Below are 16,582 nucleotides of genomic sequence, written 5' to 3'. Positions count from 1 at the left end.
ATGAACGAGGAAATTTGAGTGATAAAAATAGAAAATTTAAAGAAATTTTACGGAGCGACGCAGATCATAGACGGCGTCAGCCTAACCGTAGAAAAAGGCGAAATTTTCGCCATCGTAGGCCACAGCGGCGCAGGTAAATCTACCCTGCTTCGCTGCATAAACGGCCTAGAGGACTATCAAGGCGGTAGCCTAAAGGTATTTGACAAAGAAATCTCGGCGCTAAAAGATAAAGAGCTAAGAGAACTTAGGCGAGATGTGGGAATGATATTTCAGCACTTTGCGCTGATGGCGAGAAAAACGGCGTTTGAAAACGTCGCGACTCCGCTTAAATTTTGGGGTTACTCAGATAGCGATATCAAAAAAAGAGTAAGCGAGCTGCTAGAGCTAGTCGGCCTTGCAAACAAAGCCGCAAGCTACCCCGGCGAGCTAAGCGGCGGACAAAAACAGCGCGTTGCTATCGCCCGCGCTCTTGCGCTAAGTCCAAAAATTTTACTCTCCGACGAGGCGACCTCGGCGCTTGATCCAAATACGACAAATTCGATACTAGAGCTTTTAAAACAGATCAATCAAACGCTAAACATCAGCGTCGTTTTAGTCACGCACGAGATGGAAGTCGTAAAAAGCATCGCGCGCCGCGCAGTACTGCTAGAAAGCGGCAAGATAATCGGCAGCGGCACGATCGAGGAGCTATTTTTAAAACCCGACGAAAAGATGAAGGAATTCCTCGGCGAGGATGAAATTTTGCCGAGCGAGGGCGTAAATATCAGGCTCTTTTTCCCGAAAGAAGTCGCTCAAAACAGCGTCATCACGCACATGGCGCGCACGCTAAATATCGACTTTAACATCGTCTGGGGCAAGCTTGAGAAGCTAAACGAAAACGTGCTAGGCTCGCTCGTCATCAACGTCGATCCTAAAGACGAAGCGCGCGTGACCGAGTACATCAAGCAAAGCGGCGTATTATGGGAGGTGGCGTGATGTTTGACATAGATTTTTCTAAATTTCCCGACGTTTTCGAGCGTATTTTGCTCCCGGCCATCGGCGAGACGCTTTATATGAGCGTGGTTTCGACGCTTTTAGCGTTTTTGATAGGCTTAGTGCCTGCTATATTGCTCGTGCTTTCGGCGCAGGACGGTCTAAAGCCGAATAAACCGCTATTTATCGCGCTTGATATTACGGTAAATACGCTAAGAAGCTTTCCATTTATCATCCTCATCATCGTGCTTTTCCCGCTCACGCGCCTGATCGTGGGCACCAGTATCGGCACTACCGCGGCTATCGTTCCGCTTACTATCGGCGCGGCGCCGTTTATCGCTAGGCTCATAGAGAGCGCGCTAAAAGAGGTCGATAAAGGCATCATCGAGGCCGCTAGGAGCTTTGGTAGCTCAAATTTTCAGATCATTTTTAAGGTGATGTTTGTAGAGGCGTTGCCCGGCATCGTAGCTTCTATCACGCTCACGCTTATCGTCATTATCGGCTTTTCGGCGATGGCGGGCGCGGTCGGCGGCGGCGGACTTGGGTCTGTTGCGATAAACTACGGCTACCAGAGATTTCGCCCCGATATCATGCTTTATACCGTCGTGATTTTAATCATAATGGTTCAAATTTTCCAATCATTAGGAAATTTTATTTATAAGATCACAAAGAAATGATTTTTACGTCTGATTTTATTTTCTTTTAAACTTTTTTTGCATAAAATCCCGAAATTAATTTTACAAAGAAAGGATAGAAAATGAAATCAGATATGTGCGAAATGCGTCGCTTCACTGAACTTAAGTCGTCGAAAGACTAACGCTAAGCGCAAAATTTCTTTTTAAGCGCTTAGTCTCGCTAAGCATTTAAAAAGAAATTTAAGCCTCCGCTCATATCCTTTTTTTAAATGCTAGCCAAATTTTAAAAAGGATATAAAATGAAAAATCTACTCAAATACTCTCTAGTTGCTCTAAGCCTAACGGTCGTCGTAAATGCCGCCGAGAAAATCGTCGTAGGCGCTACGCCGGTTCCGCATGCTGAAATTTTAGAAGTCGTAAAACCTATCCTTGCAAAAGATGGCTTTACTCTTGAGATCAAAGAATTTAACGACTACTCTACTCCAAATTTAGCCACCGAGGACGGCGATCTAGACGCTAACTACTTCCAGCACCTGCCGTATCTTGAGGAATTTAACAAAAACAAAGGCACTCATCTAGTTAAAACAGTTGGCGTTCACCTCGAGCCTATGGGCGTTTACTCTAAAAAGATAAAAGATATCAAAGAGCTAAAAGACGGCAGCACCGTAGCGATACCAAACGACCCGACAAACGAGAGCCGCGCGCTTGACGTGCTAGCTAGCGCAGGTCTAATAAAGCTAAACGACAATCCTCTAAAAACTCCGCTTGATATCACGGAAAACCCAAAAAAGCTAAAATTTGAAGAGATCGAGACCGCCCAAGTTCCTCGTACGCTAGATGACGTCGCCATCGCCGTTATCAACACGAACTACGCTCTAAACGCCAACCTAAACCCGACCAAAGACGCGCTCGTGCTTGAGAGTAAAGATAGCCCGTACACCAACTACGTCGTGGTCAAAGTCGGCAATGAAAATAGCCCGAAAATCAAAGCTCTAGACAAAGCCGTCACGAGCCCGGAGGTAAAGAAATTTATCGAGGAAAAATATAAAGGCGCGATAATCCCGACATTTTAATCAAATTTAGCCCCGCCCGCTCAAATTTAGAGCGGCGCGGGCAAATTTAACGAAACAACGAATCCAAATTTAGTTTAGAGACCGCTCTTAAAACAAAACGGCGTAAAAGCTTTTACCTTTTTAGCGCCGTTTTTTATCAAAAAAGGAATAATAATGAAATTTTCAAAAATACTTCTTGGCGCGCTTTTAGCTAGCGGCCTGTATGCTAACGACAAAACCATCACCGTAGGCGCATCTCCCGTACCTCACGCCGAGATTTTAGAAGAGGTCGTAAAGCCGATCTTAGAAAAAGAGGGCTACAAGCTCGACGTCAAAATTTTTAACGACTACGTGATCCCAAACATCGCCGTCGAAAACGGCGAACTCGACGCCAACTACTTCCAAGGCCTGCCGTATATGAAGTCGTTTAACAAAGACAAAGGCACTCACATCGTGCCGACCGTGGGCGTTCACGTCGAGCCTATGGGCGCGTATTCTAAAAAGATAAAAAGCCTAGACGAGCTAAAAGACGGCGATATTATCGCTATCTCAAACAACGCCGCAGACTCGACGCGCTCGATAAATTTGCTCGAGAAAGCCGGCATCGTAAAGGCTAAAGAGGGTGAATACAAATCCCCGCTAGATATCATAGAAAATCCGAAAAATCTCAAATTTAAAGAGATGGAGTCCGCACAGACGCCACGCTCTCTCGACGACGTCGCGCTAGCGTTTATCAACGTAAACTACGCCCTGGATGTCGGCCTCAAACCGACCAAAGACGCGATAATCCTCGAGGATAAAGATAGCCCGTACACCAACTACGTAGCGACCAAGGCCGGCAACGAAAATAATCCGAAAATCAAGGCTCTAGATAAAGCGATACTAACTCCCGAGATTAAAGACTTTATCGTAAAGCGCTATCAAGGCGCGGTGATACCGAGCTTCTGATCGCGCCAAATTTGACTGATTTGCCATCGAAAATTTAGTTTTTAAAATCGTTACAGACGCTTTTTATTTAAATTTTAGGGCTCAAATTTGAAAAAATAAAAAATAGTCGAAAAAAATCTCCAAAAATAAAACGGCGTAAAAGCTTTTACCTTTTTAGCGCCGTTTTTCAAAATAAAAAGGAAAATATAATGAAAGTTTTTAAAATTTTAGCAAGTTTGGCGCTAGCCTTTAACCTCTATGCAGCAGACAAAGATCACACTATCCTAGTAGCCGTCTCGCCCGTACCTCACGCAGAGATCATGGAGTTTATCAAACCCATCCTAGCAAAAGAGGGCTACGATCTAGTCATCAAAGAGATAAACGACTACTCGATACCGAATTTAGCAACGCAAGACGGCGATTTGGACGCGAATTTCTTTCAGCACTGGCCGTATCTAAAAAATCACAATGAAACAAAAGGCACGACCCTGATAACCGCCGCGGCGATACATCTTGAGCCGCTGGGCTTTTACTCAAAAAAGATAAAGAGCCTAAGTGAGCTAAAAGACGGCGCTAAAGTCGCGATCGCCTACGATCCTACTAACGGCAACAGAGCGCTAAATATCCTGCAAAAAGCAGGCCTCATCGAGCTAGATAAGAGTGCTGAGCTAGCCACGCCAAAAGACATCTTGAAAAATCCAAAGCGCCTAAATTTCGTCGAGCTTGAGGGTGCGCAGATACCTCGCACTCTGGACGAAGTCGATCTTGCCGCTATAAGCACGAATTTCGTCCTTGATATCGGCATGAATCCTAAAAAAGACTCGCTAGCTATCGAAGGTACCGAAAGCCCTTACGCCAACATCATCGCGGTCAAAGCGGGCAACGAAAACAGCCCGAAAATCAAAGCCCTGGTTAAAGCCGCAACCAGCCCCGAGACGAAGGAGTTTATCCTAAAAAGATACGACGGGGCGATCCTGCCCGTGTTTTGATTTAGCCGGCTCAAGGCCGGCTTTTATACGATTAATCATGCACGATATCTCTTAAACTCTAAAAGTGAATTTATTTTTCTTATTCATAATCCACGCGTATAGCAGACTTTTTAAAAACTTAAGCAAAATGTCCATGCCCTACTAGATACTAAAATATCATCCAAAACTGCAATAATTTTAGATTTTTCCATCGCACTTTCCTCTAATAGAATGTAAAATATGGTTGCGCGCAAAATTAAAATTATTTAAAGCTAAGTTAAATGTAAGTACTTGTAATATAGGGAATTTTATTGTTTTTAGAGATATAGTGGTGCGCTCGAAGGAATTCGAATCCCTGACCTTTTGAACCGCAATCAAATGCTCTATCCAGCTGAGCTACGAGCGCACTTTAAAAGAAATGTGAAGTATAGCCAAAGGTTTCTTAAATCTTTCATAAATTTTGATGTATTTACAAAAATTTCATTTTTTCGCTTATTTTATTGCGCTAAATTTACCGCGAGTATATAAAATTTCAAATTTATGCGCTAAATTTGCCGCATTTAATCGTCTATAAAAAATCTTTATGTTATCTTACGCCATAAATATAGCATAAATAACGAATTTCAAGCATCAGCAAGCAAAAAAGAGTAAAATTCAGAAAACGACAAGAAAGGAAAGCCAAGTGATACATAAAATTTTGATCGCAAACCGCGGAGAGATCGCCGTTCGCGTGATCCGCGCCTGCAAAGATCTACACATCAAAAACGTCGCCATTTACACCAAGCCCGATCAAGACTGCCTGCACGTCAAAATAGCCGACGAGGCCTATCAGATCGGCATCGACCCGATCAAGGGCTACCTAGACGCCAAGCGCATCGTCGAGGTAGCAAAAGCTTGCGGCGCAGACGCGATACACCCGGGCTACGGATTTTTGAGCGAAAACTACGAATTTGCCAAAGAGGTCGAGGATGCGGGGCTTGTTTTCATCGGACCTACCGCCGACGTCATCCGCAAAATGGGCAATAAAAACATCGCTCGCTATCTGATGAATAAAAACGGTATCCCTATCGTGCCTGGCACCGAAAAGCTAAACAACGAAACGATAGAAAACATCAAACTATACGCCGAACGTATCGGCTACCCGGTCATCCTAAAAGCTAGCGGCGGCGGCGGCGGACGCGGTATTCGAGTGGTATGGAAGGAAGAGGAGCTAGAGTCTAGCTTTGAAAGCTGCACGCGCGAAGCTAAGGCGTTTTTTAACAACGACGAAGTTTTTATGGAAAAATACGTCGTAAATCCGCGCCACATCGAGTTTCAAATTTTAGGCGATAAATACGGCAACATCATCCACCTGGCCGAACGCGACTGCTCGATCCAGCGCCGCCACCAAAAGATCCTCGAGATAGCGCCGAGTCCGACGATGAGCGAAAGCCTGCGAAAGAGCATGGGCGTGACCGCAGTCGCCGCGGCAAAGGCCGTAAACTACACCAACGCCGGCACGATCGAGTTTTTGCTCGATGATTACAACAACTTTTATTTTATGGAGATGAACACCCGTATCCAGGTCGAGCACGGCGTGACCGAGGAGATCACGGGCGTGGATCTCATCGTGCGCCAGATCCGCATCGCGGCGGGCGAGATCCTAGATATGGAGCAAAGCGACGTCATCACGCAAGGCTTTGCGATCGAGGCTCGTATCACCGCTGAGGACGCATGGCAAAACTTTATCCCAAGTCCCGGCGAGATCAGCGGCTACTACCCTGCTCTAGGCCCTTCCGTTCGCGTGGATAGCCATCTATATAAAGACTATCAGATACCGCCGTTTTACGATAGCTTGCTGGCTAAACTCATCGTCCGCGCCCCTAGCTACGATCTAGCCGTAAATAAACTAAAACGCGCGCTGGATGAGTTTACGATCGAAGGCAGCGTCAAAACCACGATCCCGTTTTTGCTCAGCATCAGTAAGGAGCGCGACTTTAGGCGAGGATTTTTCGACACGTCATACGTCGAAAACAAGATGCCTACCCTGCTAGAAAAGATGAAAACCAAAGACAACGAAGACAACGAAGAGGTAATCGCCGCCATCGCCGCCGCGATACAAAGAGTAAAAGACGCTAGGAAATTTAAAGAGGAGCACGCGGATGAATGATTTTTTCGATAGTTTAAAGGATATAAAAAAAGAGCTGCAAAAGGAGCAAAATGCAAATTTGAGCTCAAATTCAGCCGCCAAAAATGTCGCAAAGCAAAATTTAAAGCCTGAGCCAAAAACTTTCAGCAAAGAAGAAGCCATCGCGCACAAAGAGCAAAATTTGCGTGACGAGTTTCTAGCCTACGTCAAGGACGCGGATATCAAAAAGTGCTAGTCGTGCCGTTTTCCACCCTGCCTAGCCCCTGCCCCTACCTCAAGGACAGGGACTCGCGCATGGAGTATCGCTACATAGACGGCTGCGACTTTGCCGTAAACGACGCTCTAGCTAGGCGCGGCTTTAGGCGCTTTGGCAAATATTTCTCTAAGCCAAACTGCGCGGGTTGCCGCGAGTGCGTAAATATCAGGGTCGATGCGCTAAATTTTAAATTTAGCAAATCCGCCCGCCGTACGATACGCAAAAACGAAAACACCAAAATCATCCTCACAAAGCCGCTCATAGACGACGCGCACGTGGCGTTATACAAAAAATATCATAAATTTATGCAGCAAAAGCGCGAGTGGAAGTACTACGAGCTGGATTTTCGCCGCTACTACGAGCTCTACGTCGCGGGGCATGCGGAGTTTGGCAAGGAGATAGCGTATTTTACAGACGGCCGGCTCATCGGCGTCGATCTAGTCGATATCCTTAGCGACGGTATCTCGGCGGTTTATTGCTATTACGATCCTGATTTTGCGGACCTTAGTATCGGCAGATACTCGCTCTATCAGCAAATTTTACTCGCACAGCAGCTAAATTTACGCTGGATATATCTAGGCTACTACGTCAAAGACTGCCCTAGCCTAGCTTATAAGGCTGACTACAAGCCCTACGAGCGCCTGCGCGAATACGTCGCGCTAGATGAAACGCCCGTGTGGGAAAAAGCGGAATAAAAAATGCTTTCAAGTGCGTTTTATAAAGGCAAAATTTGATAAAAGTAAGTCAAAATCTAGAATCTCTAAGCATAGAAACCTCGGACGCCGATCTGTTTTTCGAGCTGCAAGCGCTCATAAAGCGAAACTTCGCCAAGACGCTGGGGCAAAAAGGCAAAGTGATGTCGTTTTACGACGAAAACGAGAAGGTTCAGCGCAAATATTTCGTCAAATTTCTAAAAAAACTCTGCCAAAGATACGAGCTAAAAAACGTAAATTTAAACTTCGCCGAGTATAAAACCATCAAACTCCACTACATCCAACCAAACTCGCTCAAAGCCATGGTATTCGTCGACGTCGCCTTCGTGCGGGGTGGCGCGATATTTAGCTTCGATCGCTCAAACGAGTCCTTCATCTCGCATATCATCAAGGGCTTTGAGTCAAAGCAAATTTTATCCGCCGAGGGTCAAATCGCCCTAAATATCGCAAATTTGGGCGAGTGCGCGCGCCTGGAAGAGCTGTTTAACAAAAGCGAATACATGAAATTTTCGATCATCTTTAACTATAACGAAGAGGAATTTGAAAAATTTAAAAAACGCATCAAAATCTGCGCCAAGAAAAACGAGGCCAAATTTGCAACACTTGCTAGCCTTTTTGAGGATCATTTTACGGTGCTTGGATGCGATAAAAACGATAGCTTCGAGGAGGTACGAAACTGCTACCTGGAGCTTGTCAAAGCCTATCATCCAGACTTTCACGCCGCGCTTAGCCCCGAACTTTTGGACGAGTGCAAAACGCAGTTTCAGCGTATCCAAAACGCCTATGAGAGCTTGAAGCCGTATTTTAAGGAGCTTGAGTCGGGCGCGGAGTAAATTTGTCTTTCAAATTTGGGCAAATTTGACGCTAAATCAAATTTGCGTTTTAGCCGCGCGGACGTAAACCCTGCCTCGGCTGGCTAAATTTAAACGATATGGAGACGACTTTGCAAGAAAGTTTTTTATATAAATATTGTAAAACCCACGACAAGGTCGCTACGAACATCATTGTGGCGGTCTATTTTTTATTTGCCCTCGGCATTTTTATCATACCTGGCGACATCCTTTCTCGCTGCGAGATTTGCCGCGAGTTCGTAAATTTTATGAAGCAGTACTTTCCGAATATCCAAATCTTTAGCGATGTGAGCCCGTTTAAAGAGGAGATCGAATTTTACACGAGCTATATGTGGGTACTGGGGCTGCTTTGGGCGGCGGAGATGGTATTTTACGTTACCTGCATGTACACCGTATTTATGGACACGGATATAGGCGATCGCGAGGGTATAGAAAAACTAAACTGGAAAATACTCGTATTGAGCTTTATATTCGGTTTTTTTGCGATATACGTGTATTACACGGGCTACATCGTCACCGGCGGCGTTACTTTTATAGGATGGCCGCGTTTTTATATAGATTTTGCGACCAAATTTGAGATATTTCAGTATATACCGCTTTTTCAGGGTATTTTTTCTGGCATAGGAATATATTTACTGACATCATTAATTTATATGCTTTATTACAAATTTTTTGAATCCAAAAACCAAAACGGCTAAATTTAATCAAAATAACAAAAGCGCCTTGCCGCGTCGAAGTTTCGGCTAAATTTTGATATTTAGGGAAAATTTACCCTACTCGCCCCGCTTGCGGTAAATTTTACTTACCCGACTGCAAAAGATACGTCTTTTTTCGTTCGCTAGAACTTCCGATATTTAGCGCCAGGCGGTATTTGGTTATCGTGCGGCGGACGACCTCGACGTTAAATTCCTTCTTTATAAACTCCAAAATTTTTAGATCGCTAAGCGGCTTGGCAGGATTTTCGTTACGAACGAGATTTGCCACGAAGTCCTTGATAGCCTTATTTGAGACGTCCTCGTCGATCGCGGCTGAAAAAAAGCTCTTTATAGGCACGAGTCCGCGCGAACATTCGAGGTATTTGTTTGAGATGCCGCGCGAGATGGTCGATGGGTTTCGCCCCAGATCCTCGGCGATGTCCTTTAGCCGCATAGGCTTGATGTCGCCGCCGAAAAAGTAATCATACTGATACTCAACCAGCATGAGGGCGATCTTTCGCAGCGTGGCTTTTCGCATGTCAAGCGCGTCTATGAGGTCCTTTGCCTCTTTTACGCGTGAGGCGACGAAGCTCTCTTTTTCGTCTAGCCCCTCGACGTCGATGACGATCTCTGGGTAAAAATCGTCGTTGATGCGCACCTCGATACCGCCCGAGCTCGTGTCGATGACGATATCCGGGATGATCGCCGCAGCCTCGCTCATATACTCGATCGCGGGCGGGTTTTTTAGCCTCTTGATGACGGCTAGAGCTTCGTTATAGAGCGGGATTTTGCGCATTTGGGAGAGATTTTCGAAATTTAGAGCAAGCTTTTTGGTGCTTTCAAAGAGCTTCTCGTCCAAATTTAGCTCCTCAAGCTGAAACAAAAAGCTCTCCTTGTAGTCCTTTGCGCCGATGCCGGCGGGCTCGAGGTAGGCAAAGCGCTTTCGCACCGACTCGATCTCCGCCTCGCTAAATTCGTCAAATACTTCAGGTTCGTAGTAGCCCTCCTCGTTTATACACTCGATGATTTTCATCGCGATTTTTTGGGATTTTTCGGTTGGAAACAGCGGCTTATCTATCTGCTCGATTAGCTTGTCGTAAAGCCCTGTTTTAGCCACGCTAAAGCTTTCAATACTATCAGTTACGCTGTTTTTTGATATTTCTTTGAAGAAATTTTTCTCTTTTTTGGATGGCGCGGCGCTTGGTAGCTCGCTTAAATTTCGCTGCTGCACGCTAGCGAATGGATTATCCGCTAAAAACGGCTCAAGCGTCTCCTTTAGCTCCTCAACGCTGCTGCTTAGTATCGGCAGCCACGAGCGCAACGTGTGCGAGAGCTTATTTTTGGGAGCTTGAGTTTGCTTTAGCATTATTCTACAAATTTAAACTCTTCGCCCAGATAGTGGGTGCGCACGAGTTTGTTGTTCGCGACTTCGTTCGCGCTGCCACTAGCTAGCAGGCTACCGTCCTTGATGACGTAGGCTCGGTCGCAGATGGCTAGCGTCTCGCGGACGTTGTGATCGGTGATGAGCACGCCGATGCCAAGCTTCTTTAGGTCGCGAACGATACTTTGTATATCGCTAACGGCGATCGGATCGACGCCGGCAAAAGGCTCATCCAGAAGCAAAAATTTAGGCGTGATGATGAGGCTTCTAGCGATCTCGCAGCGTCTACGCTCGCCGCCGCTTAGGCTCACGCCCTTTCGCAGGCGTATGGGCTCGATATTTAGCAAATTTAGCATCTCATTTACTTTTTTCTCGCGGACGGCTTCGTCTTTATATAAGATCTCGGCGCCGAGCAGTAAATTTTCCTCGACGGAGAGGTCTTTAAATATACTTGATTCTTGCGGCAGATAGCCGATCCCCATATGCGCGCGCTTATGCAGCGGCACCTTCGTCACGTCCGCGCCGTCTAAAAACACGCTGCCGCTAGAGGGCGAGATGAGCCCGCATATCATATAAAACGTCGTCGTTTTACCCGCGCCGTTTGGGCCTAGCAGCCCTACTACCTCGCCGCTTTTGACCTCCAGCGAGATGCCTTTTATGATGTTTGTTTTTTTGATCGTTTTTTGTAAATCTTTAACTTCTAATTTATGCACCGTAAACCTCGTATTTTCGCCCTTTTTGGCTAGGCGAGATGACTACCTTGACGCATTTTTCGCCCAAATTTTCTAGCGCCTTTTCCAGTCGCTCGTCGCCCCACTCTACTAGGTGAAGCCCTTCCTCTAGCAAATTTTCAAAAAGTCCGTTTTGTAAAATCGCGTCAAGTCCGTTTTGATAGATATCGTAGTGATAAATTTTATCTCCGTAGTTTTGCATGACCGAAAACGTGGGCGAAGTAACCTCCGTATCGATGCCGCGAGCTTTTACGATGGCTTTAACTAGCGTCGTTTTACCGCTGGCTAAATTTCCCTGCAAGATAACGACGCCGCTTTGGGGTAAAATTTTTACCACCTCGCTAAGCTCGTCAAGTCCTAAATTTAGCTCTATCATAGCTCTTTTACGTATAGCGCTTGGACTGATTTTGGGATACTTTTGGTCTCCGGGATCGCTAGCACCTCGTAGCGCGCCTCTCTCGTTAAAAATTTGATCGTTATCACGTCGCCGATTTTAACCTCTTTGGCGGGTTTGGCGACGACGCCGTTTACGCTCACGACGCCGCTTTTGCACATATCTTCGCTGACCGCGCGCCTTTTTGTAATATTTACGGTATTTAAAAACTTATCTACTCTCATGGCGGCGATTTTAGCCAAATTTGGCTTAAATTTTTAATTCCTCGCAGCTACATATTAAATTTAATATAAATTTGACGTTTAGCGTACGCGATTTTAGCGGAAATATTTATAACAAATTAATCAAATTTGGCTAAAATACGCGTCATCTCAATATAAAGGATAGAGAATGAAAAAAGACGTGAAAAAAGTCGTTCTCGCCTATTCGGGCGGACTTGATACGAGCATTATTTTAAAATGGCTGCAAGACGAGTATAAATGCGAAGTGGTGACCTTTACCGCCGATATCGGCCAGGGCGAGGAGCTAGAACCCGCACGCCAAAAAGCGCTCGAGCTTGGCATAAAACCCGAAAATATATTTATAGAGGATTTAAAAGAAGAATTTGCGCGGGATTTCGTATTTCCGATGTTTAGAGCAAACGCCGTTTATGAGGGCGAGTACCTGCTAGGCACCTCGATAGCTCGCCCGCTGATAGCTAAAAAACAAGCCCAAATCGCCGCCAAAGTAGGCGCCGACGGCGTAAGCCACGGAGCGACCGGCAAAGGCAACGACCAAGTGCGCTTTGAGCTAGGCTACTACGCGCTGGGAGATAACCTAACCATCATCGCCCCTTGGCGCGAGTGGGATCTAAACAGCCGCGAAAAGCTACTAAAATACGCAGAAAAAAACGGTATCAAAATAGAAAAGAAACCGGGCAAAAGCCCCTACTCTATGGATGCAAATTTGCTCCATATCAGCTACGAGGGTCTAGTGCTTGAAAACCCTGCTCACGCTCCGGAAGCCGATATGTGGCGCTGGACGGTAAGCCCAAAAGACGCACCAAACGAAAGCGAAATAATAGAAATCGGCTACGAAAAAGGCGATCCCGTTAGCATAAACGGCAAAAAAATGAGCCCGGCAGCGCTGCTAGCCGAACTAAACCGCCTAGGCGCCAAACACGGTATCGGCAGACTCGACCTCGTAGAAAACCGCTCGGTCGGTATGAAAAGCCGCGGCTGCTACGAGACTCCGGGCGGCACGATAATGCTAAAAGCTCACCGCGCGATCGAGAGTATCACGCTAGACCGCGGCGCGGCCCACCTAAAAGACGAGCTGATGCCTCGCTACGCCGAACTCATCTATAACGGCTACTGGTGGTCGCCTGAGCGCATCATGCTACAAGCGCTCATCGACAAAAGTCAAGAAAACGTAAACGGAACGGTCAAAGTCGAGCTCTACAAAGGCAACGTAATCGTGCTAGGACGCGATAGCAAGACGGATAATCTCTTTAGCGAGGCGTTTTGTACGTTTGAAGAAGACAGCGTGTTTGACCAAAAAGACGCAAACGGATTTATCAAACTAAACGCGCTAAGATTTATCATCGGACGCAAAAACGGACGAAAATTTAACTAAATAAAGGATAAAAATGAAAGTACTACTAATAAAAGACGTAAAATCGCTCGGAAAAGCCGGCGAAATCAAAGAGGTAAAAGAAGGATATGGCAATAACTTCCTAATCGGCAAAGGCTTTGCTAAAGCCGCGACTCCAGATGTTTTGCGCCAGTACGAAGCCGAGCAAAAACGCAAGGCCGAGGAGCTAAAATACGAGATCGCAAATATAGAAAAGCTAAAATCCGAGATCGAAAAAATCACGCTCAAGGTTAAAAAGCCGCTCGGAGCAAACGGCGCGCTATTTGGCGCGGTGACGAAGGATGAAATTTCAGAAGCGCTAGAAAAAAATCATCATTTGGTCGTAGATAAAAAGGCATTTGACTTCGCGCACACCATAAAAGCGACAGGTATCTACGAAGTGGACGTCAAGCTCGGTCACGCCGTGCGCGCCACGCTAAAACTAGACGTCGAGGGCGAATAAGTGTTTCACGCGACTACCATTTTAGCCTACAAAGGCAAGAATAAATCGGTCATCGGCGGCGACGGGCAGGTTAGCTTTGGCAACACGGTGCTAAAAGGCAATGCGGTAAAAATCCGCAAAATCCACGGCGGCAAGGTCCTGGCGGGCTTTGCCGGCAGCACCGCCGATGCGTTTAATCTCTTTGATATGTTTGAAAACAACCTAGATCACGCGAAAGGCGACCTGCTAAAAGCGGTGATCGAGTTTAGCAAAGAGTGGCGCAAGGATAAATACCTGCGAAAATTAGAAGCTATGATGCTGGTGCTTGACCGCGAGAAAATTTTCCTTTTAAGCGGAACTGGCGACGTCGTAGAGCCGGAGGACGGCAAGATAGCCGCTATCGGAAGCGGCGGCAACTACGCCCTCTCTGCCGCCCGCGCGCTGGATAAATTTGCCCAGATCGACGAAGAGGAGCTCGTAAAAGAGAGTCTAAAGATCGCGGGCGAAATTTGTATTTATACGAACACGAACATAAAAACCTACGTTTTAGAATAGAGAAAAGATGAATTTAACCCCAAAAGAGATAGTGAAATTTTTAGACGATTACGTCATCGGGCAAAAAGACGCCAAAAAGATCATCGCCATCGCGCTACGAAACCGCTACCGCAGGATGAAGCTGGATAAAACGATGCAAGACGATATCATGCCAAAAAACATCCTAATGATAGGCTCGACTGGCGTGGGCAAAACCGAGATCGCAAGGCGCTTGTCAAAGATGATGGGCTTGCCGTTTATCAAAGTAGAAGCTAGCAAATACACCGAAGTGGGCTTCGTCGGACGCGACGTAGAAAGCATGGTGCGCGACCTGGCGGCTGCGTCGGTAAATTTGGTCAAAGCCGAACAGCGCGAGAAAAACCGCGAGAAAATCGATGAATACGTAAAAGATAAGATAATAAAAAAACTCCTGCCGCCTCTGCCGACGGGTGCGAGCGAAGAGAAAAAAGCAGACTACGAAAAAAGCTACGAAAAGATGATGAGTAGGCTAGAAAACGGCGATCTGGATGATCTAAGCATCGAAATAGAGGTCGTGCAAAATAGCTTTGACGCGGGTGCGAACGTGCCGCCCGATATGGCGCAAATGCAAGAGAGCTTTGTTAAAATCATCGGCCTAAGCAACAAAACCGTCAAAAAAGAGATGAAGGTAAAAGACGCCAAAGAGGCGCTCAAAAACGAAGCTAGCGATAAAATTTTAGATATGGAGAGCATCAAAACCGAGGCCGTGCGAAGAGCCGAAAACGAGGGCATAATCTTTATCGACGAGATAGATAAAGTCGCGGTGAGCTCCGGAAACTCCGGCAGGCAAGACCCGAGCAAAGAAGGTGTACAGCGCGACTTGCTACCTATCGTGGAGGGCTCGACGGTGACGACCAAATTTGGCGCCATAAAGACCGATCACATCCTTTTTATCGCCGCAGGTGCCTTTCACATCAGCAAGCCAAGCGACCTAATTCCGGAGCTTCAAGGGCGTTTTCCGCTGCGAGTAGAGCTTGATAGCCTAGATGAAAACGCGCTGTATCAAATTTTAACTCAGCCTAAAAATTCGCTGCTTAAGCAGTACGAAGCACTTTTAAAAACAGAAGGCGTGGATCTTAAATTTACGGATGACGCTATCAGAGCTATCGCTAAAATAGCTCAAAACGCCAACGAAAAAATGGAAGATATCGGCGCTAGACGCCTACACACCGTGATCGAGCGCGTGATAGAGGATATCAGCTTTGAGGCTAACGAGCACGGCGGCGAAACGGTAGAAGTAGACAAAGCCCTCGTAGAAAAGCGCCTCTCAGACGTCGTCGAGGATCAAGATCTAGCGAGATATATCTTATGAAATCAGGCTTTGTTAGCATCATAGGGCGTACGAATGCAGGCAAAAGCTCGCTTTTAAATTTTTTGCTTGATGCGAAGATCACCATCGTCTCGCACAAGCAAAACGCCACGAGGCGCAAGATCAGCGGTATCGTGATGAACGGCGAAGATCAGGTCGTTTTTACCGATACGCCGGGACTTCACGAGAGCAACAAGACGCTAAATAAACTCATGATAAACGAAGCGATAAAATCGATGGGCGACTGCGATGCTATTGTCTTTTTGGCGCCTATTCACGACGGTATAGACGACTACGTCAAATTTCTAAATTTAAATCCACAAAAACCTCACATCTTGGTGCTCACCAAGGTTGATGAGGTCTCAAACACTAAAGTGCTTGAAAAAATCGCGCAATATCAAAAATTTCAAGATAAATTTACAGCGCTTTTGCCTTTTAGCGTCAAAAGGCAAACTTATAAAAAGCCGCTTTTGGATGAAATTTGCAAACTTTTGCCGGAGCACGAGTATTTTTACGACCCGGAATTTTTAACGCCGACAAATGAAAAGGAAATTTTTCGCGAATTTATCCTAGAGGCGCTCTATGACAATCTAAGCGACGAGATCCCCTACTCTACCGACGTACTCATAGATAAAGTCAAAGAAAAACCTGAAATAACTGAAATTTATGCTACCATAATTACCGAGCGCGAGATACATAAATCTATGATTATCGGAAAAAGCGGACAAACCATCAAAAGAATCGGGATAAATTCAAGAAAGTTAATATCAAATTTTACGGGACAAAAAATCCTCGTAAAGCTCGTTGTAGTTGTGAAAAAAGACTGGCGTAAAGACGAAAAAACTATAAAAAGCTTGAATATTTTATAAATAATTATTAAGTTGCGTCACTTTTTATGATATAATACATATGTGATTTGTATATGATTTAGCAGTGGCTAAATT

General features: G+C 45.8%; 19 protein-coding genes and 1 tRNA gene. 15 read left to right on the top strand and 5 right to left on the bottom strand.

Features of this window, described 5'->3' with window-relative positions:
* Window positions 1-18 precede the first annotated feature (18 nt).
* The 5 genes from QZ157_RS00195 to QZ157_RS00175 all read left to right on the top strand — a co-directional run bounded on the left by QZ157_RS00195 (window position 19) and on the right by QZ157_RS00175 (window position 4,575).
* Window positions 19-975 (top strand): methionine ABC transporter ATP-binding protein, encoded by a 957-nt coding sequence (locus tag QZ157_RS00195; protein WP_295140218.1) that lies wholly within the window; start codon window positions 19-21, stop codon window positions 973-975.
* Window positions 975-1,649: a methionine ABC transporter permease gene (locus QZ157_RS00190; protein WP_295140214.1), complete on the top strand. Its 675-nt coding sequence runs from the start codon at window positions 975-977 to the stop codon at window positions 1,647-1,649. Before QZ157_RS00195 ends, QZ157_RS00190 begins: the two co-directional genes overlap by 1 nt.
* Before the next feature lie 257 nt (window positions 1,650-1,906).
* Window positions 1,907-2,680, top strand: coding sequence for a MetQ/NlpA family ABC transporter substrate-binding protein (locus QZ157_RS00185; RefSeq protein ID WP_295140212.1), 774 nt, complete (start codon window positions 1,907-1,909; stop codon window positions 2,678-2,680).
* 153 nt (window positions 2,681-2,833) lie between these two features.
* Complete coding sequence (locus QZ157_RS00180; RefSeq protein ID WP_295140211.1) at window positions 2,834-3,607, top strand: MetQ/NlpA family ABC transporter substrate-binding protein; 774 nt, start codon at window positions 2,834-2,836, stop codon at window positions 3,605-3,607.
* A 188-nt stretch (window positions 3,608-3,795) separates the two neighbouring features.
* Window positions 3,796-4,575, top strand: coding sequence for a MetQ/NlpA family ABC transporter substrate-binding protein (locus QZ157_RS00175; RefSeq protein ID WP_295140209.1), 780 nt, complete (start codon window positions 3,796-3,798; stop codon window positions 4,573-4,575).
* 308 nt (window positions 4,576-4,883) lie between these two features.
* On the opposite strand, the gene QZ157_RS00170 is transcribed toward QZ157_RS00175, so the two are convergent.
* A tRNA-Arg gene (locus QZ157_RS00170) sits at window positions 4,884-4,960 on the bottom strand.
* A 276-nt stretch (window positions 4,961-5,236) separates the two neighbouring features.
* Between QZ157_RS00170 and QZ157_RS00165 the strand changes: the two genes are divergently transcribed.
* The 5 genes from QZ157_RS00165 to QZ157_RS00145 all read left to right on the top strand — a co-directional run bounded on the left by QZ157_RS00165 (window position 5,237) and on the right by QZ157_RS00145 (window position 9,200).
* Complete coding sequence (locus tag QZ157_RS00165) at window positions 5,237-6,703, top strand: acetyl-CoA carboxylase subunit A (protein ID WP_122867933.1); 1,467 nt, start codon at window positions 5,237-5,239, stop codon at window positions 6,701-6,703.
* Window positions 6,696-6,917 carry a hypothetical protein gene (locus QZ157_RS00160; RefSeq protein WP_122867930.1) on the top strand — a complete coding sequence of 74 codons (222 nt, stop codon included), beginning with the start codon at window positions 6,696-6,698 and terminating at the stop codon, window positions 6,915-6,917. Before QZ157_RS00165 ends, QZ157_RS00160 begins: the two co-directional genes overlap by 8 nt.
* Complete coding sequence (locus QZ157_RS00155) at window positions 6,911-7,633, top strand: arginyltransferase (RefSeq protein ID WP_295140205.1); 723 nt, start codon at window positions 6,911-6,913, stop codon at window positions 7,631-7,633. The genes QZ157_RS00160 and QZ157_RS00155 overlap by 7 nt, the downstream gene beginning before the upstream one ends.
* 35 nt (window positions 7,634-7,668) lie before the next feature.
* A complete protein-coding gene (locus QZ157_RS00150; protein WP_295140202.1) occupies window positions 7,669-8,484 on the top strand; it encodes an adenylosuccinate lyase in 816 nt (271 codons plus the stop codon).
* A 110-nt stretch (window positions 8,485-8,594) separates the two neighbouring features.
* Window positions 8,595-9,200 carry a hypothetical protein gene (locus tag QZ157_RS00145; protein ID WP_295140199.1) on the top strand — a complete coding sequence of 202 codons (606 nt, stop codon included), beginning with the start codon at window positions 8,595-8,597 and terminating at the stop codon, window positions 9,198-9,200.
* Window positions 9,201-9,300: 100 nt separating this feature from the next.
* Here the strand turns inward: QZ157_RS00145 and QZ157_RS00140 are convergent, their stop codons facing one another.
* The 4 genes from QZ157_RS00140 to QZ157_RS00125 are packed head-to-tail and all read right to left on the bottom strand — an operon-like array spanning window position 9,301 to window position 11,927.
* Window positions 9,301-10,563 carry an RNA polymerase factor sigma-54 gene (locus QZ157_RS00140; protein WP_295140197.1) on the bottom strand — a complete coding sequence of 421 codons (1,263 nt, stop codon included), beginning with the start codon at window positions 10,561-10,563 and terminating at the stop codon, window positions 9,301-9,303.
* Window positions 10,563-11,291 (bottom strand): LPS export ABC transporter ATP-binding protein, encoded by a 729-nt coding sequence (lptB, locus tag QZ157_RS00135; RefSeq protein ID WP_002947715.1) that lies wholly within the window; start codon window positions 11,289-11,291, stop codon window positions 10,563-10,565. The genes QZ157_RS00140 and lptB overlap by 1 nt, the downstream gene beginning before the upstream one ends.
* Window positions 11,284-11,685 carry a tRNA (adenosine(37)-N6)-threonylcarbamoyltransferase complex ATPase subunit type 1 TsaE gene (gene tsaE, locus QZ157_RS00130; protein ID WP_295140193.1) on the bottom strand — a complete coding sequence of 134 codons (402 nt, stop codon included), beginning with the start codon at window positions 11,683-11,685 and terminating at the stop codon, window positions 11,284-11,286. The genes lptB and tsaE overlap by 8 nt, the downstream gene beginning before the upstream one ends.
* Window positions 11,682-11,927, bottom strand: coding sequence for a S4 domain-containing protein (locus tag QZ157_RS00125; protein ID WP_295140191.1), 246 nt, complete (start codon window positions 11,925-11,927; stop codon window positions 11,682-11,684). Before QZ157_RS00125 ends, tsaE begins: the two co-directional genes overlap by 4 nt.
* Before the next feature lie 166 nt (window positions 11,928-12,093).
* Here QZ157_RS00125 and QZ157_RS00120 point away from each other — a divergent pair, with 166 nt between their 5' ends.
* From QZ157_RS00120 to era, 5 genes are read left to right on the top strand one after another with little or no spacing between them, the layout of a single operon-like run.
* Complete coding sequence (locus tag QZ157_RS00120; RefSeq protein WP_122873877.1) at window positions 12,094-13,317, top strand: argininosuccinate synthase; 1,224 nt, start codon at window positions 12,094-12,096, stop codon at window positions 13,315-13,317.
* Between the two features lie 13 nt (window positions 13,318-13,330).
* Window positions 13,331-13,777 carry a 50S ribosomal protein L9 gene (gene rplI, locus QZ157_RS00115; protein WP_002945216.1) on the top strand — a complete coding sequence of 149 codons (447 nt, stop codon included), beginning with the start codon at window positions 13,331-13,333 and terminating at the stop codon, window positions 13,775-13,777.
* Window positions 13,778-14,311, top strand: coding sequence for an ATP-dependent protease subunit HslV (gene hslV / locus QZ157_RS00110; protein ID WP_009494476.1), 534 nt, complete (start codon window positions 13,778-13,780; stop codon window positions 14,309-14,311). It begins immediately after the preceding gene.
* A 7-nt stretch (window positions 14,312-14,318) separates the two neighbouring features.
* Window positions 14,319-15,641 (top strand): HslU--HslV peptidase ATPase subunit, encoded by a 1,323-nt coding sequence (hslU, locus tag QZ157_RS00105; protein WP_295140181.1) that lies wholly within the window; start codon window positions 14,319-14,321, stop codon window positions 15,639-15,641.
* Window positions 15,638-16,507 (top strand): GTPase Era, encoded by an 870-nt coding sequence (gene era / locus QZ157_RS00100; RefSeq protein WP_295140179.1) that lies wholly within the window; start codon window positions 15,638-15,640, stop codon window positions 16,505-16,507. The genes hslU and era overlap by 4 nt, the downstream gene beginning before the upstream one ends.
* The last annotated feature ends 75 nt before the right edge of the window (window positions 16,508-16,582 follow it).

It is taken from the genome of uncultured Campylobacter sp., assembly GCF_905372745.1.
Taxonomy (GTDB): Bacteria; Campylobacterota; Campylobacteria; order Campylobacterales; family Campylobacteraceae; genus Campylobacter_A.
The sequence above is the reverse complement of the archived record's forward strand: the minus strand, read 5'-3'. Positions and strand labels throughout refer to the sequence as shown.